Genomic DNA, 25,934 nt, shown 5'->3' on the forward strand with positions numbered 1-25,934 from the left:
CCTCCGAGACGACAGCGAGCGCGTAGATGGGTGACATCCCCTCCCGCTCGGTGAACGCCACCGCCGGCGACCTGGGTGTGACCGATGGTCACACCCGGGGCGCCGGCTCCGGCGCTTCCCCGAGTAGTTACCAGGAGCCCCCGCTGGGTGGCGGCGGCGGCCTGCCCAAGAAGGCCAGGTTCTCGATCGAGACAGGGTTCCGTGGCCTCTCCACGGCAGCCGGCGCGATGGTGCTGGTCATCATCGTCGCCATCGCCGTCTTCCTGGTCTCCAAGGCCGTACCCGCCCTTCAGGCGAACACCGCCAACTTCCTGACCGAGAAGACGTGGTTCCCGAACGACGCGGAGCCGGTCTTCGGCATCGCGGCCCTCGCCTTCGGCACCGTGCTGAGCTCAATCATCGCGCTCGTCATCGCGGTCCCGATCGCGCTGGCCATCGCGCTCTTCCTGTCGCACTACGCGCCGCGGCGGCTGGCCACCCCGCTGGGCTTCGTGATCGACCTGCTGGCCGCCGTACCCAGTGTGGTGTTCGGTCTCTGGGGCCGCGACGTGCTCCAGCAGCCGGTCCGTGATTTCTCGACCTGGCTCAACCAGTACTTCGGCTGGCTGCCGATCTTCGGCGGCGACGGACCGTTCGGGCAGTCGATCATGCTCGGTGGCCTGGTCTTGGCGATCATGGTGCTGCCGATCGTCACCTCGCTCTCCCGCGAGGTCTTCCAGCAGACCCCCGGCATGAACGAGGAGGCCGCGATGGCCCTCGGCGCCACCCGCTGGGAGATGATCCGCACCGCGGTCCTGCCGTACGGCAAGCCCGGCGTGATCGCCGCCGTGATGCTCGGCCTCGGCCGTGCCCTCGGCGAGACCATCGCGCTCGCGCTGACCCTCGGCATCACCTTCAACATCTCGTTCAACCTGATCGAGAACGGCGGCAACTCGATCGCCGCCAACATCGCGAACACCTTCGGTGAGGCGAACGCCACCGGCCGCGGTGCGCTGATCGCCTCCGGCCTGGTGCTCTTCGCGATCACACTGGTGGTCAACATGACGGCGCGGGCGATCATCTACCGCCGTCGCGAGTTCCGGGACAGTGCCGCATGAGCCTGCTTGATCGTGAGATGCCCGGCGTCGTGATGACCCCGGACAACATCCGGAGCAAGAAGCTCCCGGTGCTGACCAACGTGCTCGTCGCCGTGGCCGCTTTCGCGCTCGCCGCCGTCGTCGTGCTCGGCACGGACATCGGCAACTGGGTGCTGGTCGTCGTGCTCGGCACCGTCTTCTACCTGATCGGCCTGAACATCGTCGCGAGCCGGATCGAGGGACCCCGGCCGGCACGTGACCGCACCATGAAGTCGCTCATCTACGCCGCCTGCGTCCTGGCGATCCTGCCGCTCGCGTCGGTCGTCTGGACGCTGTTGTCCAAGGGCATCGAGCGTCTCGACGCCGACTTCTTCGGCACCTCGATGAACAACATCGGTGCTCGCGACCCGGAGGGTGGCGCGTACCACGCCATCATCGGCACCCTGCAGCAGGTCGGTATCGCCACGCTGATCGCCGTTCCGCTGGGCGTCCTCGGCGCGATCTACCTCGTCGAGTACGGCCGGGGGCGGTTCGCCAACACGGTCCGCTTCTTCGTCGACGTGATGACCGGCATCCCGTCCATCGTGGCGGGTCTGTTCATCCTCTCGTTCTGGGTGCTGATCGTCAGCCCGTGGTTCAACGACGGACAGCCGCGCTACTCGGGTTTCGCCGCTGCCCTCGCGCTGACCGTGCTGATGCTGCCGACGATCGTCCGCTCCACCGAAGAGATGCTGCGCCTGGTGCCCGGACCGCTGCGGGAGGGTTCGTACGCGCTCGGCGTGCCCCAGTGGAAGACCATCCTCAAGGTGGTCCTGCCCACCGCCCTGCCCGGTATCGTCACCGGTGTCATGCTCGCCATCGCCCGCGCGGCCGGCGAGACCGCCCCGGTGCTCCTGGTCGCCGGCGGCGCCGCCGCGATCAACTTCGACCCGTTCGGCGGCAACCAGCAGTCGCTGGCGCTCTTCGTGTACCAGCAGGCCGGTGACGCCTCGCGGTACGCACCGGCCCGGGCCTGGACGGCCGCGCTCACCCTGGTGGCGCTCGTCCTGCTCCTGACCATCGCCGCCAAGCTGCTCGCCCGCCGCAACAAGCTGTCCCGTTAAGAGGTGTCATCCATGGCCAAGCGCATCGAGGCGAGCAACGTCTCGTCCTACTACGGCTCCTTCAAGGCGATCGACAGCGTTTCGATGACCGTCGAGCCGAAGACCATCACCGCCCTGATCGGCCCGTCCGGTTGCGGCAAGTCGACGTTCCTGCGGTCCGTCAACCGGATGCACGAAGTGCTGCCCGGCGCCCGGATCGAGGGCCGTCTCACCATCGACGACCAGAACATCTACGACCAGGACGTGGACGTCACGGCCGTACGCCGCATGATCGGCATGGTCTTCCAGCGCCCGAACCCGTTCCCCACCATGTCGATCTATGAGAACGCGGTGGCCGGGCTCAAGCTCAACGGCGTCAAGAAGAAGGCCCTGCTCGACGAGGCGGCCGAGAAGTCGCTGCGCTCCGCGAACCTCTGGGACGAGGTCAAGGACCGCCTCGACCGGCCCGGCGCCGGCCTCTCCGGCGGTCAGCAGCAGCGCCTCTGCATCGCCCGCACCATCGCGGTCGAGCCGCAGGTCGTGCTCATGGACGAGCCGTGTTCCGCGCTCGACCCGATCTCGACGCTGGCGATCGAGGACCTGATGTTCAAGCTGAAGGACCGCTTCACGATCATCATCGTCACGCACAACATGCAGCAGGCCGCCCGGGTGAGCGACAAGACCGGCTTCTTCTCGATCGACAAGACCGGTGACCCGGGACGCCTGATCGAGTACGACGACACCCAGAAGATCTTCAGCAACCCGTCCCAGAAGAAGACCGAGGACTACATCACCGGTCGCTTCGGATAAGCAGCACACGAGGGGTGGAGCGCCGGCTGTGCCGGCGCTCCTTTGCTCTATGCCACGTGGAACGTCGCCTGCCCGTCGGCGCCGATCTCGACCCGGGGCGTCACCGGCGTGGCCGCGTCCCGGTGCGCCGCCGCGGCCACCACCTCCGGGATGTTCCCGCAGGCGGCGAGCTGGCGCAGCGTACGCAAGGTCGGCGGCAGCATCGGCAGGTCTTCGGTGGCCGGGTCGATCCAGGCAGTGCCCTCGGCCTCCCCGGACACGTCACGGGGCTGCTGCGACTCCGGCAGCAGCGCCACGAAGAACCAGGTGTCGTACCGCCTCGGCTCGAACTCCGGTGTCACCCAGCGCGCCCACGGCAGCAGCAGGTCGTCGCGGAGCCGCAGCCCGCGCCGGTCCAGCAGCTCCGTCATGGTCAACTCGCGGCGCAGCACGGCGCCCCGGTCCGCCTCCCAGTCGTCCGAGCCGACGCCGGTGACCGTGCGGTCCGGCTGCCCGACCGGCCCGGCCAGCACCACGCCGGCCTCCTCGAACAACTCCCGGGCGGCCGCGCCGACGACCGCACGGGCCTGCTCGGCCGGCACGCCGAGACGGTCGGCCCAGTCGGTGCGGATCGTCTCCGGCCGGTCCGACGGATCCACCACGCCGCCCGGGAACGCGTAGACCCCGCCGAACACCATCGTCGTCGCGCGGCGAAGCACGTACGTCTGAAAAGCATCCGCGTGCGGACGGAGAAGGACCACCGTCGCCGACGGGCGGGCCGCCGCGGGCGGCCCGGTGAACTCGCGGGCCCGCTGAACCATCGCGGGCGGAAGAATCATCGAGAAGGGCGAGTCGGTCACCGGTCGATCCTGCCACCGGAGGCGGTGGGAGCGATACCGTATCGATCATGACCGGACAGAACGTGCGCTGGGGCATTCTCGGCCCCGGCGGGATCGCCAGCAGCTTCGCCGCCGACCTGCCCCTGGTGCCGGGCGCCGAGCTCGCCGCCGTCGGCTCACGCTCCCTGGCGAACGCGGAAGCCTTCGCGGAACGGCACGGCTTCGCCCGGGCACACGGCTCCTACGCCGAACTGGCCGCGGACGACGGGGTCGACGTCATCTACGTCGCGACGCCGCACGCCTTCCACTTCGAGAGCGCGATGCTCTGCGTGGAGGCCGGCAAAGCGGTGCTCGTGGAGAAGCCGATCACCCTCGACCTGCCGACCGCGGCGCAACTCGTCCAGGCCGCGCGCAACCGCGGGGTGTTCCTCATGGAGGCGATGTGGATGCGCCTCAACCCGGCCATCCGCAAGATCGCCGAACTGGTCCAGGACGGCGCCATCGGCGAGGTCAGCGCGGTGCACGCCGACTTCGGCCTGCAAGGACCCTTCGAGCCCACACACCGGCTGCGCGACCCCGCCCTCGGCGGCGGCGCCCTCCTCGACCTCGGCGTCTACCCCATCCACCTGGCCCACCTCCTCCTCGGCGCGCCCGCCACGGCCCAGGCCTGGGCCAAACTCACCCCCGAACGCGTCGACGAGAACACCGGTGTCCTGCTCGGCTACGAATCCGGCGCCGTGGCCGCCCTCACCTGCAGCATCAACGGCAACAGCCGCAACGGCGCCTCGATCACCGGGACCGACGGCCGCATCGACGTACCCCCGGGCTTCATGGTCCCGCGCTCCTTCCTGCTCAACCGCCCCGGCAAGGACGTCGAGACGGTCGAGGTCCCCTTCGAGGGCAACGGCTACCAGTTCGAGGCGGCCGAGGTGCAGCGCTGCCTGCTCGCGGGGGAGTTGGAGAGCCCGCTGCTCACGCACGCCACCACCCTTGAGGTGATGGCGTTGCTCGACCTGCTCCGGGAGGAGATCGGGGTGCTCTACCCCGCCTGAACCCCTGGGCTCCCACTGGAACTCCCATTGGTCTGCGCGGCTCCCACTGGTCGGCGGCTCCCACTGCTCGGCGTTTCCCACTGCTCGGCGTTTCCCACTGGTCGGCGTTTCCCGCTGCTCGGCGTTTCCCACTGGTCGGCGGCTTCCGCTGGTCCGTCCGACTTCCGCTGGTCCGCCGGGCTCCCGCGAGTCCCGCCGCTCTCGCTGGCGCCTCCGACCGCGATGGCTGTGGTTCCTCGGCTGGCGTCCATCCACGTGATCATGGACGCGAAGCGTGGAAGACCGCCGGCTGGGTGGCGCGGGCCGGTGGCCGCGGTGGCGCGGTGGATTGGCGCGCCGTGGCCCGTGGCGCAGACCCGTGCGCGTGACGCTTGGGGTTGGTGGGGCGGTGGCCCGTGGCGCGTGGCCTGTGGCCCGTGGCGCGTGGCCGTGCGCGTGGACCGGGGGGTGGGTGGGCCGTGGCGCAGTCCCGTGCTCGTGAGGCTTGGGGTTGGTGGGGCGGTGGCCCGTGGCGCGTGGCGCGTGGCGCGTGGCGCGTGGCCCGTGGCCCGTGGCCCGTGGCCCGTGGCGGGTGCGGTGGGTGGGTTGCTGGGTGAGTGGTCAGCCGAAGAGGGGGCGGACCAGGAAGTAGAAGACGCACGCGATGAACGCCGCCGCCGGGAACGTGGTGATCCAGGCGATGATGATGTTGCCGGCGACGTTCCAGCGGACGGCGCTGAGGCGTTTCGTCGCGCCCACCCCCATGATCGCCGAGGTGATCGTGTGGGTGGTGGAGATCGGCGCGTGCAGGACCAGCGCGTTGAAGTAGAGCACCGAGCTGGCCACCGTCTCGGCGGCGAAGCCCTCGGCCGGGCCCAGGTCGATGATCTTGCGGCCCAGGGTGCGGATGATGCGCCAACCGCCGGCGTAGGTGCCGGCTGCCAGGACGGCGGCGGAGCTCCAGTAGACCCACTCGGGAATGTGGGTGGGGCTGTCCTGGAAGCCACCGGTGTAGAGGGCCAGCACGATGATGCCCATGGTCTTCGCGGCGTCCTGCATGCCGTGGCCGATCGACATGGCGGCGGCCGAGACGGTCTGTGCGTGGCGGAAACCGCGGTTCAGCTTGCCGGGCTGGCCGCGCCGGAAGATCCACATGATGGCGACCATCATCACGAAGCCGAGGCACAGGCCGACCACCGGCGACACGACCATCGGGATGAGGACCTTCGACACGATGGTGTCCCACTGGACGGTGCCGCCGGCGGCGAACAAGGTCGCGCCGACCAGGCCGCCGAAGAGGGCGTGCGAGGAGCTGGAGGGCAGGCCGAAGTACCAGGTGATCAGGTTCCAGGTGATGGCGCCGAGCACGCCGGCGAAGACCACGCCCAGGCTGGGGATGCCGAGCGGGAGTTTGACCAGGCCCTCACCGACGGTCTTGGCGACCTCGCCGCCCAGGTGGGCGCCGATGAAGTTGCCGACGGCGGCCATCCCCAGTGCCACCCGCGGGGTCAGTGCGCGGGTGCTGACGCTGGTGGCGATCGCGTTGGCTGCGTCGTGGAAGCCGTTCGTGTAGTCGAACGCCATCGCGGCGAGGATCACCGCCAGGACGGCGATGAGTTCGGGATCCAAGGTCTAGGACTCCTTGACCGCGATGGTCTCGACCGTGTTCGCCACGTGCTCGAAGGCGTCGCAGGCCGCCTCCAGTTCGTCGACGACCTCTTTCATCTTGAGGACGGTCAAGGCGTCGTACTCGCCGGAGAAGAGACGGACGAGCAGCATCCGGTACGCCCGGTCGCCGTCGTTCTCCAGGCGGTTGATCTCGATCCAGTACTCCTCGAGATTCTTCATCGAGCGCAGCCGCGGCATCGCCTCAGCGGTGATCTTCGCCTGCTGGTCGAGCACGGTCACCAGCTCGTGCATCTCCCGGGGCAGCGACGGCAGGTCGGTCAGCCCGTACAGGTAGAGCAGGTTGCCGGCCGCCTCCAGATGGTCCATCACGTCGTCGAGCTGGGAGCCCAGCGAGTAGATGTCCTCCCGGTCGAACGGCGTGATGAACGTGGAGTTGATCTTCTTGTAGAGCTCGTGGGTGATGGAGTCGCTGTCGTGTTCCACATCGCTGAGCCGGTCGGCGACCGACTGCACGTCCACTCCGGGCAGTGCCAGCTCGTTGAGCAGCTCGGTGCCCTTCACCAAGTTGGCCGCGGCCTTGGTGAAGAGTTCGTAGAAGGCGCCCTCGACAGGACGGAATGAGAACTTCACTGCGCGGACCTCGATCGACGGGCTTGGTGGTGGATCTCCAGATGGCATGCTATCGGTCCACGCTGGGTTCACCCGTTCGACACCTGGCTAAACAGGTTCGTGACGGTTCGCGATCCGTGGGGCGTGCGGGCGGGGCGCGGTCCGGCGTACCGCGCGTACCGGCAGGTGGGGCGCCGGCGGCGCGCTGACCGGGTGTCGCCGCAGGTGCCGGGCGAGGCCCGCGTGGTCGGTGTCGGCGATCACATCGACACCGGCGGCGCCCAGTTCGGCCCAGACCGCGGCGCGCGCCTTGCGGGAGGCGCTGGGCAGTCCGGCGACGCGTACCGTGCGGCCGTCCTCGTGGGCGGCCCGGACAAGGGCGTGCAGCTGGTGGCGTTCCTCGGCGGTGATCTGCTCGCAGCCGTCCCAGCCGAACCGCCGGCTCCACGGCTCGCTGATCGTCGGGACCAGGGTGGGCGGGGCGGAGCGGGAGCCGAGGTCGTCGAAGGTGCCGTCGGCGAACGCGTACCGGTCGGGCTGCGCGGCCAGCAGCTCACGGGCGTCGACGATGCCGGCGACGGTCACGGTCACCACGCCCGGTGTCAGCACGTCGTCGCGGCACCGGCTGAGCAGGGCGGCGTGGTCGCGCAGCTGACGATCGAGCATCCGGTACGCCCGGAGCAGCGCCTCCGGGTCGCGGTTCTGCCCACCGAACTCCACCACCAGGCGGAACGGCGTCTCCTGGTCGCGCCAGAGGCGTCCGCCGCCGGCCTGCGCGCGGGTGAACAGCGGCGCCAGCACGAGCCGGCGCAGGGTCCGGCCGGGCTGCGGGGCACCGGGCCCGAGGAACAGTTCGCCGTGTGGGCCGGGTGTCACCCGTACGGTCATCCCGCCCAGCCCGAGCCGCAGCACCCCCGGCAGCGGGTCGCTGTCCGTCCCGCTCACCAGGGCATGCCCGGCGGCGATGCAGCGGCGCGAGCGGCGGAGAACGGCGACCGAGACCGCACCGCCCGCACCGGCGAGCCCGGCCAGTCCGCCTGCGATTGTGGCCACGTCCTGCACGAAGCACCATCCGATTCGTACTTTTTAGGTGTTTATTACTGTGGCACAGGTGCTACCCGAGGCCGGGCAATGTCGCGCAGAATTCCCCTATGCCGTCGCCGACCGTGGACACGTTCGAAGCCCAGCGTCCCTATCTGACGGCCGTGGCGTACCGCATGCTGGGCAATCGGTCGGAGGCCGAGGACGCGGTGCAGGAGGCCTGGCTGCGCTACGCGCAGCATGCGGCCGAGGTCCGCGACGCCCGGGGCTGGCTGACGACGGTCACCGCGCGGATCTGCCTGGACCAGCTCAATTCCGCGCGGGTACGACGCGCGGCTTACGTCGGCGAGTGGCTTCCCGCGTACGTCGTGGACCCGGACGCCGACCCGGCCGGCCAGGCCGAACTCTCCGACCAGGTCTCCATCGCCCTGCTCGTGGTCCTCGAACGACTGACCCCGGAGCAGCGGGTGGCGTTCGTCCTGCACGACGCGTTCGCGGTCCCGTTCGAGGAGGTGGCCGCCGTGCTCGACACCACGCCCGCGGCCGCCCGCCAGCACGCCTCCCGGGCCCGTCGCGCCGCCGCCGAGGGCAACATCCGGCACACTGCCGATCTGGCCGAGCAGCGCCGGGTGCTGAACGCCTTCCTGGCCGCCGCGCAGAGCGGTGACATGCACACGCTGGCCTCGGTGCTCGCTCCCGAGGTGGTGACGATCGGCGACGGTGGCGGCGTGGTCCGCACCGCGCTGCGGCCGATCCTCGGCGCCGAGAAGGTGGCCCGCTTCTGGGCCGGTCTGCTGCAGAACCGGGTGACCGCGGTGGCCGACGCCAAGGTGGATCCGGTGCTGGTCAACGGCTCCGCCGGGATGATGTTGCGGGGCACCCGCGCCGACGGCATGCCGTTCCTCGCGGTGGTCACGATCGCGGTCGACCAGGGCCGGATCACCGGCATCTTCAACCAGCAGAACCCGGAGAAGTTGTTACTCGCCGGTGACCTCTAGCAGGTGCTTGCGGTAATGCGTGGCGAACGGCTCGGAGCCGTCGCCGAGCGCGACCAGCAGTTGCCCGGCCGCTGCCCGGGCGTGGCCGACCAGGTCCTGCGGGTAACCGAACGCCTTGCGGTGCTCGTCGAACTCGTCCTCGTCGCGCAACTCGACCAGGCCGGTCTCGCGGCGCCGCACCGCGTCCAGGTCGAGGTCGATGATGTGAACGGTGTCACCCTCCCAGCGCGCCGGCGTGGTGATGTCGCAATACACCTCGCTGGTGCGCGGCGGTGGGTTGAACATCCCGGTCCACCAGGCGTGGTGCGGGATGAGCAGGACGAACGGGATCTGTTCCACCGAGGGGCGGCCGTGATAGACCGAGGCCGTGCCGCGGGTCACGCCGACCCAGACGCCCAGGTCGTCCTCGGCCAGACGGCGGGCCGGGTAATCACGATGAGCCGATCCGTCGTACTTCGTGTAGATCACCCGGACCATCTCGCTCGGCATGAGGTGCACCCTAGCGGTGACCCGGTTCTGTCGGTGGTGGCGGGTACGGTTCCTCCGTGCCCGCAGCTACCAAGAAAAAGGCGACCGCCGAGCAGGTCCTCGCGGCGGCGGTCGGCGCGGTCCCCGGCGGGTCCGCACGCCCAGGTCAGCAGGCCATGGTCGCGGCCATCGACAAGGCCGTCAAGGACCGTGAACACCTGCTCGTGCAGGCCGGCACAGGCACCGGGAAAAGCCTCGGTTACCTGACGCCGGCCCTCCTCGTGGACGGTCCGGTGGTGGTCTCCACCGCCACCCTCGCCCTGCAGAACCAGTTGGTCGAACACGACCTGCCCCGGCTCGCGACAGCGGTCGAGCCGGTGCTCGGCCGGCGGCCCACGTTCGCCGTCCTGAAAGGCCGGCACCACTACCTCTGCGTGGCGAAACTGGAGCACGCCGACGAGGAGGCGCCGGGCGACACGCTCTTCGACGAGGCGCCCAAGGCGACCCAGTGGCTCGGCGAGGGCGCCCGGCTGGGCAAGCAGATCCAGCGGGTCCGCGCCTGGGCGGACAAGACGCAGACCGGCGACCGCGACGAGCTCACCCCGGGTGTGGACGACACCGCGTGGCGGCAGGTCTCCATGCCCGCCCGTGACTGCGTCGGCGCCGCCCGCTGCCCGTACGGGGCTGATTGCTTCGCCGAGGCCTCCCGCGCCCGGGCCCGCGAGGCCGACATCGTGGTCACCAACCACAGCCTGCTCGCCGTCGACATGCTGGCCGACCGGCACATCGTCCCGCCGCACAAGCTGCTCGTGGTGGACGAGGCACACGAGCTGGCCGACCGGGTCTCGTCGGCGGCGCAGGCCGAGCTCACCCCCGAGGCGGTCGAGCGGGCCGCGCGCCGCTCCCGCACGATGATCCCGCCGTCGGCCGCCGAGCAGATGGCCGCCGCCGCCGACGCGCTCACCGTCGGGCTCGCCGACGTGCCGGCCGGCCGGCTCACCAACGGGCTGCCCGAGCAGCTGCGGCTGGCCGTGTCGCAGCTGGAGTCGGCCACCCGTGCCGGTCTCACCGCGATCGGCGACGTCAAGTCCGACGATCCCGACCCGGTCGGCAAACAGCAGGCCAAGGCGGTGCTCGACGAGCTGTCCAGCACGTCGCAGCGCCTGCTGGAGGAGGACGACTTCGACGTCGCCTGGGTGGAGAAGTCCGACCTGGGCAACGGCCGCCGGGCGCTCGTGGTGGCGCCGCTCTCGGTGGCCGGCACGCTCGCGGAAAACCTGTTCTCGGACCGGACCGTGGTGGTCACCTCGGCCACGCTGACCCTGGGCGGGCGCTTCGACACGGTGGCCCGCTCGCTCGGCCTGCCGGCGGCCGCGCCGGGCCCGGACGGGACGGTGACCTCCGGGCAGGGCTGGACGTCGCTGGACGTCGGCTCCCCGTTCGACTACCCGAAACAGGGCATCCTCTACGTCGCGGCGCACCTGCCCCGGCCGGCCATGTCGGGCCTGCCGCAGGCGGCGGGCGACGAGTTGCTCCGGCTGGTGGAGGCGCTCGGAGGGCGTACCCTCGGGCTCTTCTCCTCCCGCAAGGCCGCCCTGCAGGCGGCCGAGCTGTTGCGCACCAAGACCGACCTGCCGATCCTGCTCCAGGGTGACGAGACGCTGCCGATCCTGGTCCGCAAGTTCCGGGAGGAGAAGGCGAGCTGCCTGTTCGGCGTGATGTCGCTCTGGCAGGGCGTGGACGTGCCCGGCGACGCCTGCCAGCTCGTGGTGATCGACCGGCTGCCCTTCCCGCGCCCCGACGAGCCCCTGGCCGCGGCCCGCTCCGCGGCGGTCGACGCCACGGGCGGCTCCGGCTTCGCCTCGGTCAGCGTCCCGATCGCCGCGGTCCGGCTGGCCCAGGGCGTGGGCCGGCTGATCCGCTCGACCGGCGACAAGGGCGTGGTCGCGGTGCTCGACTCCCGCTTGGAGACCGCCCGCGGTTACGGCGCCTTCCTGCGCAAGTCGCTGCCCCCGTTCTGGTACACGACCCGCCAGGAGGTCGCGCTGGGCGCCCTCAACCGCCTCGCCAAGAGCTGACCGTGCCGCAGGTCGCAGGAAGTCGGGCGAGCGCCCGCCGAGTCCCGCATCTTCCTGCCGGACTCTTTTCAGCCCTGCGGATCACTCTCGAGCTCGTGGTGGGCAACAACGCTGTGACCGCTGCCCGGCCGGGCGTTCTGACGGTTCCGATCTCGGATGTGGCTCCCGCCCCAGATGGTCGAACCCGTAGTGATCGACCATGCACGGGGCCGCGCTCGGTGTGGCGCAGGTTCCGGGAGTCGGCGAAGTCAACAAGAGCTGTTTCACAGCGCTCGTGGGTGACCTGGCACCGGCCAGTGCCGAAGTCGTGGACATGGCGTTGCGGGCGGCGCTTGATCTCTGAGCGGGGCGTGTCACCATGGCTGCCGTGACGGGGCCGGGACGAGGGCATCCGCCGGCGGCTCGGTCCGGGGCGCGGCGGTGGTTGCTGATCGCAGTGACCGCAGTGTGGACGCTGGTGCTGGTGGCGGGCGTCTATTGGTCGGCCGACCACGATCCGGCCACGGTGCCGGAGCAGCGGGATGTCGGCCAGGCCGTTCCCGAGGTGCAGCGGGCGACCGGTGCGCTGGTCGCGGCCGCTGACGATGCGCGGTGGGTGATCCGGCTGGGGGCGCTGCGGGTCGAGGCTTGTTCGATCAACCCGGCTTGGAAAGGTGGGCGGGCCGGCCGGGAGCTGACCGTCTATGTGCCCGAGGGCGAGGCGCGGGGCGCCTTGCAGGGGATCGCGGAGCGGCTCCCCGAGCGTTACGAAGCGGGGATCGCGGCCACCAAAGGCGGGACGCGATTGTCGCTGGGGGCTGACGCCGGCGAGCTGATCGCGATCGACGCGGAGGCGCAGTCGACCGACCAGGTGCTGGTCCTGCGCGTCGACTCGGGCTGCCGTCCGCCGAGCGACTCGATCGTCGCTGACGATCCGCCGGCGGGTGAGGTGCCGAAGAGCGTGCGGGGGCTCGGCGCCGAGCCGGACGTCTATTCGGTGACCTGCCCGGGCGGTGGGGCCGCGGCCACGTTCGAGGTGGAGGGTGGCCAGGCCGACCCGGCGAGCGAACCGGCCGGGCTGCCGGCAGGGACCAGTCCGGTGTGGGCGGAACCGGGCGGCTGGGCGTATCGGACGGGTCCGGAGTCTGTGGTGATCACCACAGAGGGCGGGCGGCTGCTGACGAGCGTGACCACCGGCTGCCGGGCCGGCTGACCAGCCTCAGTAGACGAGCGCCTGCGCGCCGTCCGACATGATCTCTTCGACGAAGACCGCCGCACCGGCGATGCGCACGCCCGGCAGGACGTCGTCCGGGCCGATCTCGCGGCGTGCCGCGCACTGGGTGCACGCGGTCACCCGGCCGCCGGCCAGCAGCGCGTCGAGGAGGTCGGGCAGCGGCGCGGCGTGCGGCAGCACGAACTCGGCGGCGCGGCCGGGCAGCGCGAACCAGGTGGACTCGCCGGTCAGCCACAGCGAGACGTCCACGCCGGACGCCAGCGCTGTGCTCGCCACGGTGAAGGCCTGCGAGCAGCGCTCCGGGGCGTCCGCTCCGGCGGTGGCCTTGACGACCAGCAAACGTGCCATACCGGCCAGCATAAGATGGGCGCGATGGTTACGGAGATCGGGTTCGTGAGTCTGCTGGTGGCCGCTCTGGGCGCGCTCGCCGGCGGCTTCGGTTACCTTGCGGTGCGTATTTCGAGGGGGCGTTGGTGAGCAGCGAGACGGAAAACCCACTGGGACCGCCGCCGTGGCTCAACGCTCCGCCGGTCGAGCCCTACCCGTTCGAGGACACGCACGACCTGCGCAGCGGCCCGGACCTGCACCCGGCGCTGCTCGGTCTGCTGCCGTTCGTCGGGTTGTGGCGGGGTCGCGGTCAGGGCGGGTTCCCGGCGGAGCAGGACTACGACTTCGCTCAGGAGATCAGGATCAGTCACGACGGCCGCGACTTCCTGCGGTACGAGTCTCGTGCCTGGCTCCTCGACAACGAGTCGAAGCCGCTCGGCCGGGCGCTGACCGAGTCCGGGTTCTGGCGGCCGGTGCTGGTCGACGGGCGTCCCGGCGACGAGATGGAAGCCACCATGATCCGTCCGGACGGGGTGGCCGAGCTGTACCTGGGGAAGGCAGCGACGACCCGGCTGGAGATGGCGGCGGACGCGGTGGCGTACACGCCGTCGGGCCTGCACGTGACCGGCGGGCACCGGCTGTTCGGCATCGTCGAGGGCGCGCTTCTCTACGCCCACGAACTCGCCGTCGACGACAGCGGGCTGAAGCCGCACATGTCGGCGCGGCTCCTGCGCATCGGCGGCTGACAGCGGGAGCGGCGAAAAGCCGGCCGGACAGAAGCCGGCCGGTCGAAGTCGGCGGAAAGCCGGGCGGACAGAAGCCGGCGGGCGCAAAGCCGGCCCCCAAGAGGCCGAACCGTCGAGAGCGGCGGTCAGAACCCCAGCAGGGCGAGCAGACGGGGAGTCCAGGGCGACCGAGCCCGGGTCTCCCCGTCCAGCGAGACCACCTCGGCGAGCCCGCGCAACGACGACGCCAGCCAGATCGCGTCCGCCGCCGCCAGCTCCGGCAGCGTGACCATCCGCTCCTCGGCCGCCAGCCCCACCGTCCCCGCCACCGACAGCAGGTGTGCCGAGGTGATGCCCGGCAGGATCCCGGCCGCGGCCGGCGGGACCGTGCACAGCGTCTCACCGGACAACCAGACGATCGACGACGTCGGCGCTTCGAGGGCGTACCCCTCGAGGGAAAGCCAGATCACGTCGTCGGCGTGATGCCGCGCCGCCCAGCGCCGCGCCGCGAAGTTGCTCGCGTAGGAGAGCGACTTGGCCGCCGAGAGCGACCACGGTGGCCGCCGCGCGGTGGAGACGCCGAGGTCGGCGCTGATCACCCGGATGCCGTCGCGGCGCTCCCGCAGCACCGACGACGGGATGTCGAAGATGGAGGCGTGCAGGAGGGCGCTGCGCGTGTAGACGATCCGCAGGGCGCCGTCGCCGGAGCGGTTGGCCGCGGCCAGCACGTTGTTCCGGCACAGGGCGGGCAACTCCAGCAGGGCCGCGGACTGCACCAGACGATCCACGTGCGCGTCCAGCAGCCAGGGGCCGGACGGGCGCAAATGCATCGTCTCGAACACGCCGTCGCCGAGAAGGTCGCCGGGGGAGACCAGGATCCGCTCACTCACCGTACGAAAACTAGCGAACTATGCTTCGTAACGTGTCCGCCACCTCGCTTGCCGCCATGCTCCGTGAGCGTGGTCTGCGGCTGACCCCACAACGTCAGCTGATTCTCGAAGCGGTGCACGAACTGGGTCATGCGACCCCGGAGTCGGTGCACAACGCGGTCCGTGAGCGGGCCGCCGGTGTCAACATCACCACGGTCTACCGGACCCTGGAGCTTCTCGAGGAGCTCGGGCTGGTCAACCACACCCACCTGTCACACGGTTCGCCGACCTATCACGCGACCGGCGAGGACCAGCACGTCCACCTGGTCTGCCGCGCGTGCGGCTCGATCGCCGAGGTCGACCCGGAGGTGATGGCGCCGGTGACCACGCTGCTGCGCGACGAACGCGACTTCCGGGTGGACGTCGGCCACGTCTCCCTCTTCGGCGTCTGCGGCGACTGCAAGGAATCCCAGTGAGCGTCTGCGTCCGCAAGGAGTTCCAGTGAGCGTCGTCATGGTCGAGGACCTCGACCCGAGTTCCGCCGACGCCGGTGTGCCGGCCCACTTCGGTGACCCGATGCGCGAGCAGCGCCTGCTGGAGACCGCCGTCGGCCTGGTCGACCGCTCCAACCGCGAGATCGTCGCGGTGCCCGGCGAGGAACGGGCGAGCTGGCTGCACACGCTGACCACCCAGCATCTCGCCGCGCTCGGCAAGGATCAGGGCAGCGAGCTGCTCGTCCTGTCCCCGCACGGGCACGTCGAGCAGCACGCCTTCGTCACCGAGGACGGCGTGACCGCCTGGCTGGACACCGAGCCCGGGGCGGGCGCCGGGCTGCTCAAATACCTGGAGATGATGCGGTTCTTCACCCGGGTCGAGCCGCGCGAGGCGACCGGCGAGCTGGCGGTGCTCTCGCTGGTCGGCCCGGGCGCGGCCGACCTCGTCCCCGGCCTCGGTGAGCCCCGGGTGGGCGCGGTGCCGGGCCCCAAGTTCGCCGCCGGCTCCGTTCCTCCCGAGCCGACCAGCCTCTATGCGGTACGACCTTTCGAAGGCGGCCTGGCACGCCGGGTCCCGCTCGGGGTCGACCTGCTGGTGCCGCGTGAGACCACGTCGGCGGTGATCGAGAAGCTGGGCGTGCCGCGGGCGGGCCTCTGGGCGTACGAGGCGGTCCGCGCCGCCCACCGCATCCCCCGCCTCGGCTGGGAGACCGACCACCGCACGCTGGCCGCCGAGGCGGGCTTCCTCGCCGCCGGCGTCCACCTGGACAAGGGTTGTTACCGAGGTCAGGAGACCGTCGCCCGGGTGCACCACCTGGGCCGGCCACCCCGCCGCCTGGTCCTGCTGCACCTCGACGGCGTCGCGACCGACCATCCGCCGGCCCGTGCCACCCCGGTCGAGCTGGACGGCCGCGCTGTCGGCTTCGTCGGCACCGCCGTCCGTCACCACGAGCTCGGCATGATCGCGCTGGCCGTGGTGAAGCGCAACGTCCCCGACGACGCGAAATTGACCGTAGGGGAGTCCGCCGCCGCCATCGACGCCTAGGTCCTGCGTGGCAGGATGCGAGGCATGACCGGGACCTTGATCACCGTGGCCCCCACCGGCGCGGAGAGCAGCAAGGCGGACGTTCCGGCTCTGCCAGTGACCCTGGATGAGCTGGTCTCGACCGCGAAGGAGTGCGAGGCCCTGGGCGCCTCGATCATCCACGTGCACATCCGCGACGACGCGGCCCTCCCCACCCTGGACCAGGGCCGGCTGAAGGCCACCGTCGCGGCGCTGCGGGAGTCCACCGGGCTGATCGTCCAGCTCTCCTCGGGCGGCGCGGTCACCGATCCCGAGTCGGACCGGCTGGCCGTCCTGGACGCCGGTCCGGAGATGGCCTCCTGCACGATGGGCACCGTCAACTTCGGTGACGGCGTGTTCCTGAACCGCTGGGAGTTCATCGTCGACCTGCACACCCGGATGCAGGAGCGCCGCATCGTTCCGGAGTACGAGATCTTCGACCTGGGCCAGCTGACCACCCTGCAGCGGCTGCTCGGCAAGTACGGCCTGCCGTTCGGCGGTCACGTGCACGTCGATCTGGTGATGGGTGTGCCGGGCGGGATGCCGGGGACGGCGGCCGCGCTGGTCGCCTGCGAGCAGGTGATCCGTGACCTGCCGGCGGGCACCACTTTTTCGGCCACCGGGATCGGGCGCAGCGCCCTGCCGGTGATGCTGGCGTCGCTGTCGGCGGGCGGGCATCTGCGGGTCGGGATGGAGGACACCCTGACGTACGCGAAGGGCTGCCCGGTCGAGTCGAACATGCAGCTGGTGGCCCGTGCGGTCGGGTTCGCGCAGTTGGCGCAGCGTCCGCCGTACACCCCGGCGCAGGCTCGTGAGCTGCTCGGAGTGCCCGCTCGATGATCGTCGCAGAGGTCGTACGGTCAGGTTTCGTGGAAAGCGTGCACCACGGTGTCGTGGCGATCACCGGCCGGTCCGGGATCGGCGACGTCCGGGTCCCGATCTTCCCCCGCTCCTCCAACAAGCCGTTGCAGACCGTGGGGATGCTCAACTGTGGCCTGGTCCCGCGGGACGAGGCCGACCTGGCGCTGATCAGCGGCAGTCACGACGCCGAGCCGTTCCACGTGGAACGGGTCCGGGCCATGCTCGCCGCGGTGGGTCTCGGCCCGGAGGCGCTGCGCTGCCCGGCGGAGCTGCCGATCGGGTTCGCGGCGCGGAACGCGTGGCTGCGGGCGGGCGGCGGGCCCGAGCCGGTCCTGATGAACTGTTCGGGCAAGCACGCCGGGATGCTGGCCACCTGCGTGGTCAACGGGTGGCCGCTGGACTCGTACCTCGATCCCGGCCATCCCCTGCAGAAGGCGCTGGCCGACGCGGTGACCGACCTGGCCGGCGAGCCGATCGCGGCGACCGGGGTGGACGGCTGTGGCGCGCCGGTCTTCGCGATCTCCCCGCTGGCCCTGGCGAACGCCTTCCTCCGGCTGGTCGAGGCCGCGCCGGGCACTCCGGAGCGCCGGGTCGCCGACGCGATGCGGGCCGACCCGGCCCTGGTGGCGGGCACCGGCACCGAGGACACCGTGCTGATGAGTTCGGTGCCGGGGCTGCTGGCCAAGAAGGGCGCGGACGGCGTGGCCGCGGCGGCGGTGCCGGGTGCCGGCGCCGTCGTGGTCAAGATCTCCGACGGCTCGGCTCGGGCCAGGATGCCGGTGCTGGTCGCGGCGCTGCGGGAGCTGGGCGTCGCCCCGCCCGCGATGGAGGAGGTCGTGCTGGGCGGGGGCCGTCCGGTCGGCGAGGTCAGGGCTGTTCCTTACGGGTGACTGGACTCACGCTAGCTGTAGTTAGCGTTTTGCTTGCAACAGCTAGCACTCCCGGCTAACTTCGAGTCATGGCCGCGCCCAAGGATCTGCCCGAGGACATCGGAACCTTCATCCGAGACCTGCGGCAGACCGCAAAGATCTCGCTCCGGCAGCTTGCCGACAAGGCGGGGGTGAGCAACCCCTACCTCAGCCAGATCGAGCGCGGCCTGCGTAAGCCGAGCGCCGAGGTGCTGCAGCAGATCGCCAGCGCCTTGCGAGTGTCGACGCCCGCGATGTACCTGCGGGCCGGGCTGCTCGATGGCGAGGGCCAGCAGGGCGTGCTGGCCGCCATCGCGGTCGACCCGGAGCTCACGGTCGCGCAGAAGCAGTCCCTGTCGCAGATCTACGAGACGTTCCGCAACGAGAACGCGCGTAACGCGCCACCCCGGCCCACTCCGACCGCTGAGGAGCAGTCATGACCGAGCAGACCAACACCAAGATCCCCGCCCCGCTGTACGCCGCTGCCGGCGCCGGCGACCTGGCGTACGAGCAGATCCGCAAGCTCCCCACCGTGCTGACCCAGCTCAGCGACCGGGCCGCCGCCTCGCTGAAGGTCTACAACTCGCAGGCCGGCTCCAAGGCCGCCGAGCTGCGTGAGAAGGCGAACACCACCGACTTCGTGGCGCTGCGCGAGAACGCGGCCAGCGTCGCCACCTCGATCGCCCAGCTCGCCCAGGACCGTGCCGTCGCGGCCTACACCGCCTTGGTGGCGCGTGGCGAGCGTGTGGTCGGCACCGGCGTCGTCGAGGCCGCTGACGTGGTCAACGCCGACATCGAGACCACCGAGCAGCCGAAGGCCGTCGAGGCTCCGGTCACCCCGGCCGTCGTGGCCGAGGCCAAGGCCGTCGACGCCGCGCCGAAGCCCCGCAAGCGGGCCAAGCCGGCCACCCCGAAGGCCGCCGAGTAAGCAGCCTGACACGACATGATCCGCGGGCCCCGGCGTTGCCGGGGCCCGCGGCATAGAATTCCCCGCATGGCCTCTTCCGCGCCGATCTTCTACGACGTTGCCGTCGGCTATATCAACCTGCTGGTCTTCCTGGTGTCGCTGGTCCTGCAGGCGGTGGCGCTGATCCACTGCCTGACCCAGCGCGGCGCCGGCTTCCAGGCCCTCGGCACGCTGCCGAAAGGCGCCTGGGCCGCGATCATCGGCGTCTGTCTGGCACTGACCGTCCTGACCCTCGGCCGGCTCCTGATCATCAGCATGATCGGTGTCGCCGCGGCCTTGATCTATCTGCTGGACGTGCGGCCCGGTCTGAAGGACCTGACAGACGGCAAAGGTTTCTGGTGACCTGAGTGCGCGGTCGTTTCGGCCCGCCGCCACCGGACGGCGGGCCGCGCCTGCAGCGCGGAGATCGGACCGGGCCGCGGACGGGTCGCCCCACGTTGCCGGGTCCGGCCACCGAGCTGGTCCCTCTTCCCTCGTCAGCGGTACGCGTCGAGCAACTCGTCACCGGCGCCGGTGAACCGGTCACCGTCTTCGCGCACGGGCTCGCCGGCGACATCTCCGGCACCCGCCCGCTGGGCAGCGCGGTCACCGGCCGCCGGGTGTTCTTCCACTTCCGCGGGCACGGGCGCTCCGACGTGCCACCCGGCCCGTGGTCCTTCGCCGACCTCGCCACCGACCTGCGAGCCGTCGCCGACCTGTCCGGCGCCACCCGTGCCGTCGGCGTCAGCATGGGCGCCGCCGCACTCTGCCGGCTGCTCGCCGCCACACCCGGCCGCTTCGAGCGGATCGTGCTCTACCTGCCCGCCCCGCTCAACGGCCCGCGCCCGCCCGCCTCGGCCCAACGGCTCACGCGCCTGCTGGCCGCCGTCGAGTCCGGCGAAGCCGCCATGATCGCCGAAGCCGTCGAGGCGGAGATGCCGCCCTCGGTGCGCAACACCCCGGCCGGCTGGAGCTTCCTCCGCCAGCGGGTCGACCAACTGCAACGCGACGGCCTGGCCCCGGAACTCGAATCCCTCTGGTCGGCGCCCGCCCTGGCCGACGACTCGCTCCTGCGGGCCTGCCGGTCCCCGGCCCTGGTGATCGGCTGCCTGGGCGACGAGATGCACCCCGTCGGGTGGGCCGAGCGGCTGGCCGAGCTGCTGCCCGACGCCGAGCTGGAGGTCTTCGACCGCCCCGCCGTCCTGTGGAACAGCCGCCGCGAGCTGCGCGATCGCATCTCCACGTTCCTCAACCAGTAACCGCGGGGCGTGCCACGCCACTGCGGTCACCTGCGCCACCCGCACTCCGTCGCTGACTTCAGCCATCCAGCCACTGCCGTCATCGCCACCGTCGCCACTGCTGTCACCGTCACCGTCGCCACTGCTGTCACCGTCACCGTCGCCACTGCTGTGACCGTCACCGGCGCCACTGCGGTCACACGCGCCGGTGGTCTCTCCGGGCGCCCGTGCCACGCCGCCGGCGCCATCTCCGCTGCACGCCGTATCGCGCCCGTTTGTGCGGCAGTCTACGAACTTGCGCCGTTATGTCCGTAACCCGTAACTTTTCGGGCTGCCGAGCGGTGTTTGAGACGTGCGCTTGTCCCCTAAATCCGTCTTTTTCGCTCTGGTGGTGGTCGGGCTGCCGTTCGCGGTCGTGGCGGGCTGGGCACTCGGTGCTCCCGCAGCGCGACTGGCGTCGATGGGCCCCAACGGCAACCTGAACGGCACCGGCGGCCTGGGCGCCGCTCCCGTCCGCAACGGCTCGACACCGCTGCCGGCGGACGGCTACACCGCCCGCCCGCCCCGCGCCACCGCAACCCCGGCCACGTCCGCGCCGGTCACGGTCATACCCGCCGGAACCGTGACGACGACCGTGACGGTGGTCGCCACGGTCACCCCACCGACGCCGACCACCACGACGACGTCACCGCCGCTGCTGACGAACCCGCCGGTGCCGACGCCCACCCAGATCGTCGACCCCCCACCGATCCCGACCGCGACGTCCACCTCACCGAGCGAGTCACCGGACCCCTCCACCGACCCGTCCGCACCCGCAGCATCCATGTCGTAGCCGCCAGCCGCGCCCGATCGGCTGCGCCCAGGGCTGTTCCGCCGTCGCCGAACCCGCGCCGGCCGCTGGCCGCGCCCGATCGGCTGCGTCCAGGGCTGGCCCGCCGTCGCCGAACCCGCGCCGGCCGCCAGCCGCGGGAGGCGGGCCGGCTCCCAGATTTGACCGCACCAGCCGTCAGCTACCCGGGACGGGCTGGTCGGTAGCGCTGTTCTGAATGCGTCAGACAGCGCCGGGCGCCGGCCGAAGGCGGACCCTGAATGCGGCGGAAGTGGCGGTCAGGCTCTAAGCTCCCGGAGCGTGAGCGAAGATCAGCGTGGGTCGGTGGCGGTCGCGGCACGGCAGTTCGCCACCGGGGTCGGGCTGCTCGCGCGTGGCCTCGGCCTGGTTCTGCGCCGGCCCCGGCTGCTCCTTCTGGGACTGATTCCCGCGCTGCTCGCCGGCATCGTCTACACAGTCGCCCTCGTCATGCTGCTGCGGTTCCTGCCAGAGATCTCTTCACAGGTCACCTGGTTCGCCGACGGCTGGACCGGCTGGCTGCGCGAGACGACACGTTTCCTCGCCGGCGCCGGCGTGCTCGGGCTCTCGGTACTCCTCGGCGTGCTGACGTTCACCGCCGTGACGTTGCTGATCGGCGACCCGTTCTACGAGAAGATCTCGGAACTGGTCGAGGACCGGTTCGGCGGAGTGCCGGACGAGGTCGAGGTCGGCCTGGTGCGATCGCTGCGGCGCAGCCTGGCGGATTCCCTCCGGTTGATCGGCATCTCCATCCTGATCGCCGTCCCGCTCTTCATGCTCGGCTTCCTGCCGTTCGTCGGGCAGACCGTGATCCCGGTCCTGGGCGGCGCGCTCGGCGGCTATGTGCTGGCCCTCGAACTCACCGGCGTCCCGTTCCAGCGCCGCGGCCAGCGGCTGCGGCATCGCCGGGCCGTCCTCGGCGGGCAGCGCCCGCTGGCGCTCGGCTTCGGCGTGGCGGTCTTCGCCACGTTCCTGATCCCGCTCGGCGCGATCCTGATGATGCCGGCCGCGATCGCCGGCGGGACACTGCTCGCCCGCAAGGCGCTGGGCAAGCCGATCGACGTGGTCGTTACCCCTTCGCTCTGACCCGCCAGAACGCCCGGCAACTCACGGCCCCAGGGTCGCCCCAACCATGCGTGGGGATTTTCGGTGCGGATCGCACCCGAAGTTCACACACTTGTCGGTCGGCTGGTGTGTGGCGCGGGCACGCCGGTGTGGGGATTTTCGGTGCGGATCGCACCCGAAGTTCACACAGTGAATTGCCGTGGCCGAGTTGCAGCGGGCGGCGCTGTCTTCCACGGAGACCTGGTGGGGTCGGCGACGCGGTGGCCTCGGCCGGGGCGGGGAGGCTTTGTGCGTACCGCAGGAGGGGTGAAAGCGGTTGCGGGCGGGGGAGCGTCAGGCGGAGGCGCGGACGACCAGCTCCGTGGGGAGGACCACGGAGGGCGGGACGTCGGGATCGCCGGCGATCAGGCGGAGCATCTGGCGGGCCATGGTACGACCGGACTCGGCGATCGGCTGCCGGACCGTGGTCAGCGGCGGATCGCTGTAGCGGCTGATCTCGAAGTCGTCGAAGCCGATGACGGCCACGTCCTCAGGGACCCGGCGCCCGGAGTCGCGCAGGGCCTGCAACGCGCCGTGCGCCATCAGGTCGGAGGCGGCGAAGACCGCGTCCAGGCCGGGGTCGTGCCGGAGCAGGTCGTGCATCGCGGCGATGCCGGATTCGCGGGTGAAGTCGCCGGAGGCGACCAGGACCGGCAGGCCCGCGTCGGCGAGGGTGGCGTTGTACCCGGCGAGCCGTTCGATGCCGGCGACCATGTCCTGCGGGCCGGCTATCGTCGCGATCCGCCGGCGGCCGGCGGCGACCAGGTGGCGTACCGCGGCGGCGACCCCGCCGGCGTGGTCGACGTCGACGTAGGGGACGGGCGGTTCGGCGGTCATCGGGCGGCCGCTGCACACCACCGGGATGCCGCGCCGGACGAGCAGGCCGGGCAGCGGGTCGGCGCCGTGGATGGAGGCAAACATGACGCCGTCCACGTGGCCGGCGACCGCGTAGCGCTCGACCCGGTGATGACCGGCCTCCGAGCCGGTCATCATCAGGACGAGTTGTTTGTCGGCGGCTTCGAGTTCCATCCCGACGCCGCGGATGATCGCCGGGAAGAACAGGTCGTCGGAGAAGACCCGGTTGGCGGTCTCCGGCAGGATCAGCGCGATCGAGTCGGTGCGCTGGGTGACCAGGCTGCGGGCGGCTTGGTTCGGGACGTAACCGAGCTCTTCGACGGCGCGGTTCACCGCGTCGCGGATGTCGGCCGCGACCGTGGTGGAGCCGTTGACGACGCGGGAGACGGTGGCACGGGAGACCCCGGCCCGCCGGGCAACCGCTTCGAGGGTGGGGCGTTCCCGCGTCGTCACAAGCCGCTCCTCACCCCCGGTGGCTCAGATGACCTGCGCGGAGGCGAACTCGAGGAGAGGCTCACTCCAAGCCGTTACGCCGAATCACCTCTCGGTACCACTTCGCGCTGTCCTTGAGCACACGCTGCTGCGTCGTGTAGTCGACGTGCACGATACCGAAGCGCTTGCGGTACCCCTCAGCCCATTCGAAGTTGTCCATCAGGGACCACGCGAAGTAGCCCCGGAGGTCGACTCCCTGGGCCAGCGCGTCGTGGCAGGCGCGCAGGTGCCCGTCGATGTATTCGATGCGGCGCAGGTCGTGCACCTCGCCCTGGTCGTTGGGGCCCTCCGGGTAGGCCGCGCCGTTCTCGGTGATCAGCAGCGGGGTGCCCGGGTAGTCCCGGTGCAGGCGGGTGAGCAGCCGGGTCAGGGCGGCCGGCTCGATCGGCCAGTTCATGTCGGTGACCGGGCCGGCCGGCGGGCGGAACGCGATGCCGTCGCTGCCCGGGTAGTCCAGGGCGCCGGGGTGGCCGGGCTTGGCCGACACGTACGACGGGTTGTAGAAGTTGATCCCGAGCACGTCGATCGGGGCGTTGATGATCGCCTCGTCGCCGTCGCGGAGGTAAGCCAGGTCGGTGAGCCGGGCGATGTGCGCCAGCACGTCGGCGGGGTAGTGGCCGCGCAGCAGCGGGTCCAGGAAGATCCGGTTGGCCAGGCCGTCGATCAGCCGGGCGGCGTCACGGTCGGCGGCGCTGTCCGGATCGAGCGGGGAGACCTCGCACGGGTTCAGCGTGATGCTGATGTTCTGGGCGCCGGCCGAGCGCAGTGCCCGGGCGGCCAGGCCGTGGCCGAGCAGCAGGTGGTGCACGGCGGACAGGGCGGCGGCCGGGTTCTTGACGCCGGGCGCGTGGATGCCGGAGCCGTACCCCAGGTAGGCCGAGCACCACGGCTCGTTCAGCGTGGTCCAGGTGTTGACCCGGTCGCCGAGACGGGCGTGCACGATCTGGGCGTACTCGGCGAACGCCTCGGCGGTCTCCCGGTTGGTCCAGCCGCCGCGGTCCTCGAGGGTCTGCGGCAGGTCCCAGTGGTAGAGGGTGACGACCGGGTCGATGCCCTTGCCGAGCAGTTCGTCGGTGAGCCGGTCGTAGAAGTCCAGGCCGCGGATGTTGACCGGGCCGGTGCCGTCGGGCTGGATCCGCGGCCAGGCGACCGAGAACCGGTACGAGGCCAGGCCGAGATCCGCCATGATCGCCACGTCGTCCACGTACCGGTGGTAGTGGTCGCAGGCGATGTCACCGGTGTGCCCGGCGTAGACCTTGCCCGGCGTCCGGCTGAACGTGTCCCAGATGGACGGGCCGCGACCGTCCTCCCGCGCCGCGCCCTCGATCTGGTACGAGGCTGTGGCCGCGCCCCAGACGAATCCTTCGGGGAAGGTGATCCCCGCTGGGGCCGGCTGCGCCGACGTGGACGTGACGGTTGCCGTCATGCTGCACCGCTTCCTGCTCTGATCAGGCTCGTTGATCGAGGTCACTTAACCGGTTCATCTTACGGGCTCGGAGACGCGAGACAATCTCACCCATCGTAAGAGTCAGCCGGCACGCAGCGCCTGGACGAGTCGCGGATCACCGGTGAGCGCGAGCTGGTCCGGCCGTTTTCGGCCCATCAGGGCCAGTTGCAGGTCACTTGCCGTGCCGGTGGCCTTCGCCCGGGCATGGTGATCGTCGCTGTCCAGGATCGTGCCGATGTCCAGCAGGGCGATGCCGGCGCCGCGCAGTCTGACGAACCACTCGTGCGCGTCCGTGGCGACCAGGTGCACCACACCGTGCAGGTCGGTCGGGCCCTGCCGGCGGCCGGCCGGCAGCCAGGTGTCCAGCACCTCGCTGATCCCGTCGGCGGCGAGTTTCGTCTCGATCGGGGTGGCCCGCCCGGCGGCGGACTCGGCGTCCCAGCGGCGCACCGAGATCTCGTGGGCCAGCCTGCGGTGCCAGAAACCGGCCCGTTTCGGCTGGGGCGCCCAGTTCCACGCCGGGAAGTCCGGGTCGAGGGCCTCCAGGGTCTCGATCGTGCCGGTGAGCTCCCGGCGCAGATGATCGAGCGTCTCGGACCACTCCGGGCGGTCCGCCGGGGCGATCTCCTGGTGGCTCGGAGGCCGGTCGGTCACACCACGGGTCACCGTGGCCCGGACCCAGTGCAGCAGGCCGGTCACGTCGTGCGCGAGGTCCGCCACGGTCCACCCGTCGACGCCCGGCACCGCGGCGTCCGGGCCGGTCTCGGCGACGGCCTCCCACAGCGCCGGACCGTCGGCCCGCAGCGCAGCAAGCCAGAAGTCCTTTGTCGCGTGCAACCTGTTCATCGCAGTCGCCTCCTGCTCGGCCGGACCGCCGGTGAAGTGTTTCCCCCTTGGAGCTTAGG

28 protein-coding genes and 1 pseudogene are annotated in these 25,934 nt (G+C 71.1%); 19 read left to right on the top strand and 10 right to left on the bottom strand.

Going from position 1 to position 25,934, the window contains the following annotated elements; translation table 11 throughout:
* Positions 1-26: 26 nt before the first annotated feature.
* From pstC to pstB, 3 genes are read left to right on the top strand one after another with little or no spacing between them, the layout of a single operon-like run.
* Positions 27-1,097 carry a phosphate ABC transporter permease subunit PstC gene (pstC, locus tag AC0NH5_RS25020; RefSeq protein WP_474408131.1) on the top strand — a complete coding sequence of 357 codons (1,071 nt, stop codon included), beginning with the start codon at positions 27-29 and terminating at the stop codon, positions 1,095-1,097.
* A gap of 32 nt (positions 1,098-1,129) precedes the next feature.
* Positions 1,130-2,179: a phosphate ABC transporter permease PstA gene (pstA, locus tag AC0NH5_RS25025; RefSeq protein WP_474408469.1), complete on the top strand. Its 1,050-nt coding sequence runs from the start codon at positions 1,130-1,132 to the stop codon at positions 2,177-2,179.
* 12 nt (positions 2,180-2,191) lie between these two features.
* Positions 2,192-2,968 carry a phosphate ABC transporter ATP-binding protein PstB gene (gene pstB / locus AC0NH5_RS25030; protein ID WP_474408133.1) on the top strand — a complete coding sequence of 259 codons (777 nt, stop codon included), beginning with the start codon at positions 2,192-2,194 and terminating at the stop codon, positions 2,966-2,968.
* Positions 2,969-3,015: 47 nt separating this feature from the next.
* Here the strand turns inward: pstB and AC0NH5_RS25035 are convergent, their stop codons facing one another.
* Positions 3,016-3,786: an NUDIX hydrolase gene (locus AC0NH5_RS25035; protein WP_474408471.1), complete on the bottom strand. Its 771-nt coding sequence runs from the start codon at positions 3,784-3,786 to the stop codon at positions 3,016-3,018.
* A 68-nt stretch (positions 3,787-3,854) separates the two neighbouring features.
* Between AC0NH5_RS25035 and AC0NH5_RS25040 the strand changes: the two genes are divergently transcribed.
* Complete coding sequence (locus AC0NH5_RS25040; RefSeq protein ID WP_474408136.1) at positions 3,855-4,838, top strand: Gfo/Idh/MocA family protein; 984 nt, start codon at positions 3,855-3,857, stop codon at positions 4,836-4,838.
* 600 nt (positions 4,839-5,438) lie between these two features.
* On the opposite strand, the gene AC0NH5_RS25045 is transcribed toward AC0NH5_RS25040, so the two are convergent.
* The 3 genes from AC0NH5_RS25045 to AC0NH5_RS25055 all read right to left on the bottom strand — a co-directional run bounded on the left by AC0NH5_RS25045 (position 5,439) and on the right by AC0NH5_RS25055 (position 8,108).
* Complete coding sequence (locus AC0NH5_RS25045; RefSeq protein ID WP_474408138.1) at positions 5,439-6,446, bottom strand: inorganic phosphate transporter; 1,008 nt, start codon at positions 6,444-6,446, stop codon at positions 5,439-5,441.
* A 3-nt stretch (positions 6,447-6,449) separates the two neighbouring features.
* Complete coding sequence (locus AC0NH5_RS25050; RefSeq protein ID WP_474408141.1) at positions 6,450-7,076, bottom strand: DUF47 domain-containing protein; 627 nt, start codon at positions 7,074-7,076, stop codon at positions 6,450-6,452.
* An 87-nt stretch (positions 7,077-7,163) separates the two neighbouring features.
* Complete coding sequence (locus AC0NH5_RS25055) at positions 7,164-8,108, bottom strand: PI-PLC domain-containing protein (RefSeq protein ID WP_474408142.1); 945 nt, start codon at positions 8,106-8,108, stop codon at positions 7,164-7,166.
* Between the two features lie 98 nt (positions 8,109-8,206).
* Here AC0NH5_RS25055 and sigJ point away from each other — a divergent pair, with 98 nt between their 5' ends.
* Positions 8,207-9,094 carry an RNA polymerase sigma factor SigJ gene (gene sigJ / locus AC0NH5_RS25060; protein WP_474408144.1) on the top strand — a complete coding sequence of 296 codons (888 nt, stop codon included), beginning with the start codon at positions 8,207-8,209 and terminating at the stop codon, positions 9,092-9,094.
* Here the strand turns inward: sigJ and AC0NH5_RS25065 are convergent.
* Entirely contained in the window at positions 9,074-9,583 is a 510-nt protein-coding gene (locus AC0NH5_RS25065) for a DUF402 domain-containing protein (RefSeq protein ID WP_474408147.1), read from the bottom strand. The two genes, sigJ and AC0NH5_RS25065, sit on opposite strands and share 21 nt — an antisense overlap.
* A gap of 56 nt (positions 9,584-9,639) precedes the next feature.
* Between AC0NH5_RS25065 and AC0NH5_RS25070 the strand changes: the two genes are divergently transcribed.
* Positions 9,640-11,640, top strand: a complete 2,001-nt coding sequence (locus tag AC0NH5_RS25070; protein WP_474408149.1) for an ATP-dependent DNA helicase — start codon at positions 9,640-9,642, stop codon at positions 11,638-11,640.
* 436 nt (positions 11,641-12,076) lie between these two features.
* Positions 12,077-12,832 (top strand): hypothetical protein, encoded by a 756-nt coding sequence (locus AC0NH5_RS25075; protein WP_474408151.1) that lies wholly within the window; start codon positions 12,077-12,079, stop codon positions 12,830-12,832.
* Positions 12,833-12,838: 6 nt separating this feature from the next.
* Here AC0NH5_RS25075 and AC0NH5_RS25080 read toward each other — a convergent pair whose 3' ends face one another.
* The gene (locus AC0NH5_RS25080; protein WP_474408154.1) at positions 12,839-13,213 is read right to left on the bottom strand and encodes a DsrE family protein; all 375 of its coding nucleotides are present in this window, start codon (positions 13,211-13,213) and stop codon (positions 12,839-12,841) included.
* A gap of 12 nt (positions 13,214-13,225) precedes the next feature.
* Between AC0NH5_RS25080 and mtfM the strand changes: the two genes are divergently transcribed.
* Together mtfM and AC0NH5_RS25090 are read left to right on the top strand one after the other, a co-directional pair.
* Positions 13,226-13,330, top strand: coding sequence for a small membrane protein MtfM (mtfM, locus tag AC0NH5_RS25085; protein ID WP_041830316.1), 105 nt, complete (start codon positions 13,226-13,228; stop codon positions 13,328-13,330).
* Entirely contained in the window at positions 13,327-13,926 is a 600-nt protein-coding gene (locus AC0NH5_RS25090; RefSeq protein WP_474408156.1) for a heme-binding beta-barrel domain-containing protein, read from the top strand. The genes mtfM and AC0NH5_RS25090 overlap by 4 nt, the downstream gene beginning before the upstream one ends.
* Before the next feature lie 125 nt (positions 13,927-14,051).
* Here AC0NH5_RS25090 and AC0NH5_RS25095 read toward each other — a convergent pair whose 3' ends face one another.
* Positions 14,052-14,795 carry an aminotransferase class IV gene (locus AC0NH5_RS25095; RefSeq protein WP_474408157.1) on the bottom strand — a complete coding sequence of 248 codons (744 nt, stop codon included), beginning with the start codon at positions 14,793-14,795 and terminating at the stop codon, positions 14,052-14,054.
* 20 nt (positions 14,796-14,815) lie between these two features.
* On the opposite strand from AC0NH5_RS25095, the gene AC0NH5_RS25100 reads away from it, so the two are divergent.
* The 10 genes and pseudogenes from AC0NH5_RS25100 to AC0NH5_RS25145 all read left to right on the top strand — a co-directional run bounded on the left by AC0NH5_RS25100 (position 14,816) and on the right by AC0NH5_RS25145 (position 22,217).
* Positions 14,816-15,250, top strand: a complete 435-nt coding sequence (locus AC0NH5_RS25100; protein WP_474408160.1) for a Fur family transcriptional regulator — start codon at positions 14,816-14,818, stop codon at positions 15,248-15,250.
* Positions 15,251-15,287: 37 nt separating this feature from the next.
* Complete coding sequence (gene ygfZ / locus AC0NH5_RS25105) at positions 15,288-16,313, top strand: CAF17-like 4Fe-4S cluster assembly/insertion protein YgfZ (RefSeq protein ID WP_474408473.1); 1,026 nt, start codon at positions 15,288-15,290, stop codon at positions 16,311-16,313.
* Positions 16,314-16,337: 24 nt separating this feature from the next.
* Positions 16,338-17,171, top strand: a complete 834-nt coding sequence (locus tag AC0NH5_RS25110) for a beta-keto acid cleavage family enzyme (protein WP_474408163.1) — start codon at positions 16,338-16,340, stop codon at positions 17,169-17,171.
* A complete protein-coding gene (locus AC0NH5_RS25115) occupies positions 17,168-18,082 on the top strand; it encodes an asparaginase (RefSeq protein WP_474408165.1) in 915 nt (304 codons plus the stop codon). The genes AC0NH5_RS25110 and AC0NH5_RS25115 overlap by 4 nt, the downstream gene beginning before the upstream one ends.
* Before the next feature lie 68 nt (positions 18,083-18,150).
* Positions 18,151-18,501: pseudogene (locus AC0NH5_RS25120) on the top strand (helix-turn-helix domain-containing protein); the annotation flags it as partial.
* Between the two features lie 35 nt (positions 18,502-18,536).
* Positions 18,537-19,028, top strand: coding sequence for a hypothetical protein (locus tag AC0NH5_RS25125; protein ID WP_474408168.1), 492 nt, complete (start codon positions 18,537-18,539; stop codon positions 19,026-19,028).
* A 66-nt stretch (positions 19,029-19,094) separates the two neighbouring features.
* Positions 19,095-19,409 (top strand): DUF2516 family protein, encoded by a 315-nt coding sequence (locus tag AC0NH5_RS25130; protein ID WP_474408171.1) that lies wholly within the window; start codon positions 19,095-19,097, stop codon positions 19,407-19,409.
* 5 nt (positions 19,410-19,414) lie between these two features.
* Positions 19,415-20,305, top strand: coding sequence for an alpha/beta fold hydrolase (locus AC0NH5_RS25135; RefSeq protein ID WP_474408174.1), 891 nt, complete (start codon positions 19,415-19,417; stop codon positions 20,303-20,305).
* A 331-nt stretch (positions 20,306-20,636) separates the two neighbouring features.
* Entirely contained in the window at positions 20,637-21,116 is a 480-nt protein-coding gene (locus tag AC0NH5_RS25140) for a hypothetical protein (RefSeq protein ID WP_474408177.1), read from the top strand.
* 297 nt (positions 21,117-21,413) lie between these two features.
* Entirely contained in the window at positions 21,414-22,217 is an 804-nt protein-coding gene (locus AC0NH5_RS25145) for an EI24 domain-containing protein (protein ID WP_474408180.1), read from the top strand.
* 312 nt (positions 22,218-22,529) lie between these two features.
* On the opposite strand, the gene AC0NH5_RS25150 is transcribed toward AC0NH5_RS25145, so the two are convergent.
* The 3 genes from AC0NH5_RS25150 to AC0NH5_RS25160 form a co-directional block, all read right to left on the bottom strand.
* The gene (locus AC0NH5_RS25150; RefSeq protein WP_474408183.1) at positions 22,530-23,543 is read right to left on the bottom strand and encodes a LacI family DNA-binding transcriptional regulator; all 1,014 of its coding nucleotides are present in this window, start codon (positions 23,541-23,543) and stop codon (positions 22,530-22,532) included.
* A 61-nt stretch (positions 23,544-23,604) separates the two neighbouring features.
* Positions 23,605-25,008: a GH1 family beta-glucosidase gene (locus tag AC0NH5_RS25155; protein WP_474408185.1), complete on the bottom strand. Its 1,404-nt coding sequence runs from the start codon at positions 25,006-25,008 to the stop codon at positions 23,605-23,607.
* A 102-nt stretch (positions 25,009-25,110) separates the two neighbouring features.
* On the bottom strand, positions 25,111-25,875 hold the full coding sequence (locus tag AC0NH5_RS25160) for a maleylpyruvate isomerase family mycothiol-dependent enzyme (protein ID WP_474408188.1): 765 nt from the start codon (positions 25,873-25,875) through the stop codon (positions 25,111-25,113).
* Between the last annotated feature and the right edge of the window lie 59 nt (positions 25,876-25,934).

Source organism: Actinoplanes sp. 13, assembly GCF_056134165.1.

What these genes read in the sequence shown, in the direction of transcription:
- pstC (WP_474408131.1), top strand. Translation starts at nt 27, where the DNA reads ATGGGTGACATCCCCTCCCGCTCGGTGAACGCCACCGCCGGCGACCTG.
- AC0NH5_RS25100 (WP_474408160.1), top strand. Translation starts at nt 14,816, where the DNA reads ATGCTTCGTAACGTGTCCGCCACCTCGCTTGCCGCCATGCTCCGTGAG.
- AC0NH5_RS25035 (WP_474408471.1), bottom strand. Translation starts at nt 3,786, where the DNA reads ATGATTCTTCCGCCCGCGATGGTTCAGCGGGCCCGCGAGTTCACCGGG.
- AC0NH5_RS25125 (WP_474408168.1), top strand. Translation starts at nt 18,537, where the DNA reads ATGACCGAGCAGACCAACACCAAGATCCCCGCCCCGCTGTACGCCGCT.
- AC0NH5_RS25110 (WP_474408163.1), top strand. Translation starts at nt 16,338, where the DNA reads ATGACCGGGACCTTGATCACCGTGGCCCCCACCGGCGCGGAGAGCAGC.
- mtfM (WP_041830316.1), top strand. Translation starts at nt 13,226, where the DNA reads ATGGTTACGGAGATCGGGTTCGTGAGTCTGCTGGTGGCCGCTCTGGGC.
- AC0NH5_RS25160 (WP_474408188.1), bottom strand. Translation starts at nt 25,875, where the DNA reads ATGAACAGGTTGCACGCGACAAAGGACTTCTGGCTTGCTGCGCTGCGG.
- AC0NH5_RS25155 (WP_474408185.1), bottom strand. Translation starts at nt 25,008, where the DNA reads ATGACGGCAACCGTCACGTCCACGTCGGCGCAGCCGGCCCCAGCGGGG.
- ygfZ (WP_474408473.1), top strand. Translation starts at nt 15,288, where the DNA reads ATGGTCGAGGACCTCGACCCGAGTTCCGCCGACGCCGGTGTGCCGGCC.
- AC0NH5_RS25040 (WP_474408136.1), top strand. Translation starts at nt 3,855, where the DNA reads ATGACCGGACAGAACGTGCGCTGGGGCATTCTCGGCCCCGGCGGGATC.
- AC0NH5_RS25130 (WP_474408171.1), top strand. Translation starts at nt 19,095, where the DNA reads ATGGCCTCTTCCGCGCCGATCTTCTACGACGTTGCCGTCGGCTATATC.
- pstB (WP_474408133.1), top strand. Translation starts at nt 2,192, where the DNA reads ATGGCCAAGCGCATCGAGGCGAGCAACGTCTCGTCCTACTACGGCTCC.
- pstA (WP_474408469.1), top strand. Translation starts at nt 1,130, where the DNA reads ATGACCCCGGACAACATCCGGAGCAAGAAGCTCCCGGTGCTGACCAAC.
- sigJ (WP_474408144.1), top strand. Translation starts at nt 8,207, where the DNA reads ATGCCGTCGCCGACCGTGGACACGTTCGAAGCCCAGCGTCCCTATCTG.
- AC0NH5_RS25080 (WP_474408154.1), bottom strand. Translation starts at nt 13,213, where the DNA reads ATGCTGGCCGGTATGGCACGTTTGCTGGTCGTCAAGGCCACCGCCGGA.
- AC0NH5_RS25065 (WP_474408147.1), bottom strand. Translation starts at nt 9,583, where the DNA reads ATGCCGAGCGAGATGGTCCGGGTGATCTACACGAAGTACGACGGATCG.
- AC0NH5_RS25115 (WP_474408165.1), top strand. Translation starts at nt 17,168, where the DNA reads ATGATCGTCGCAGAGGTCGTACGGTCAGGTTTCGTGGAAAGCGTGCAC.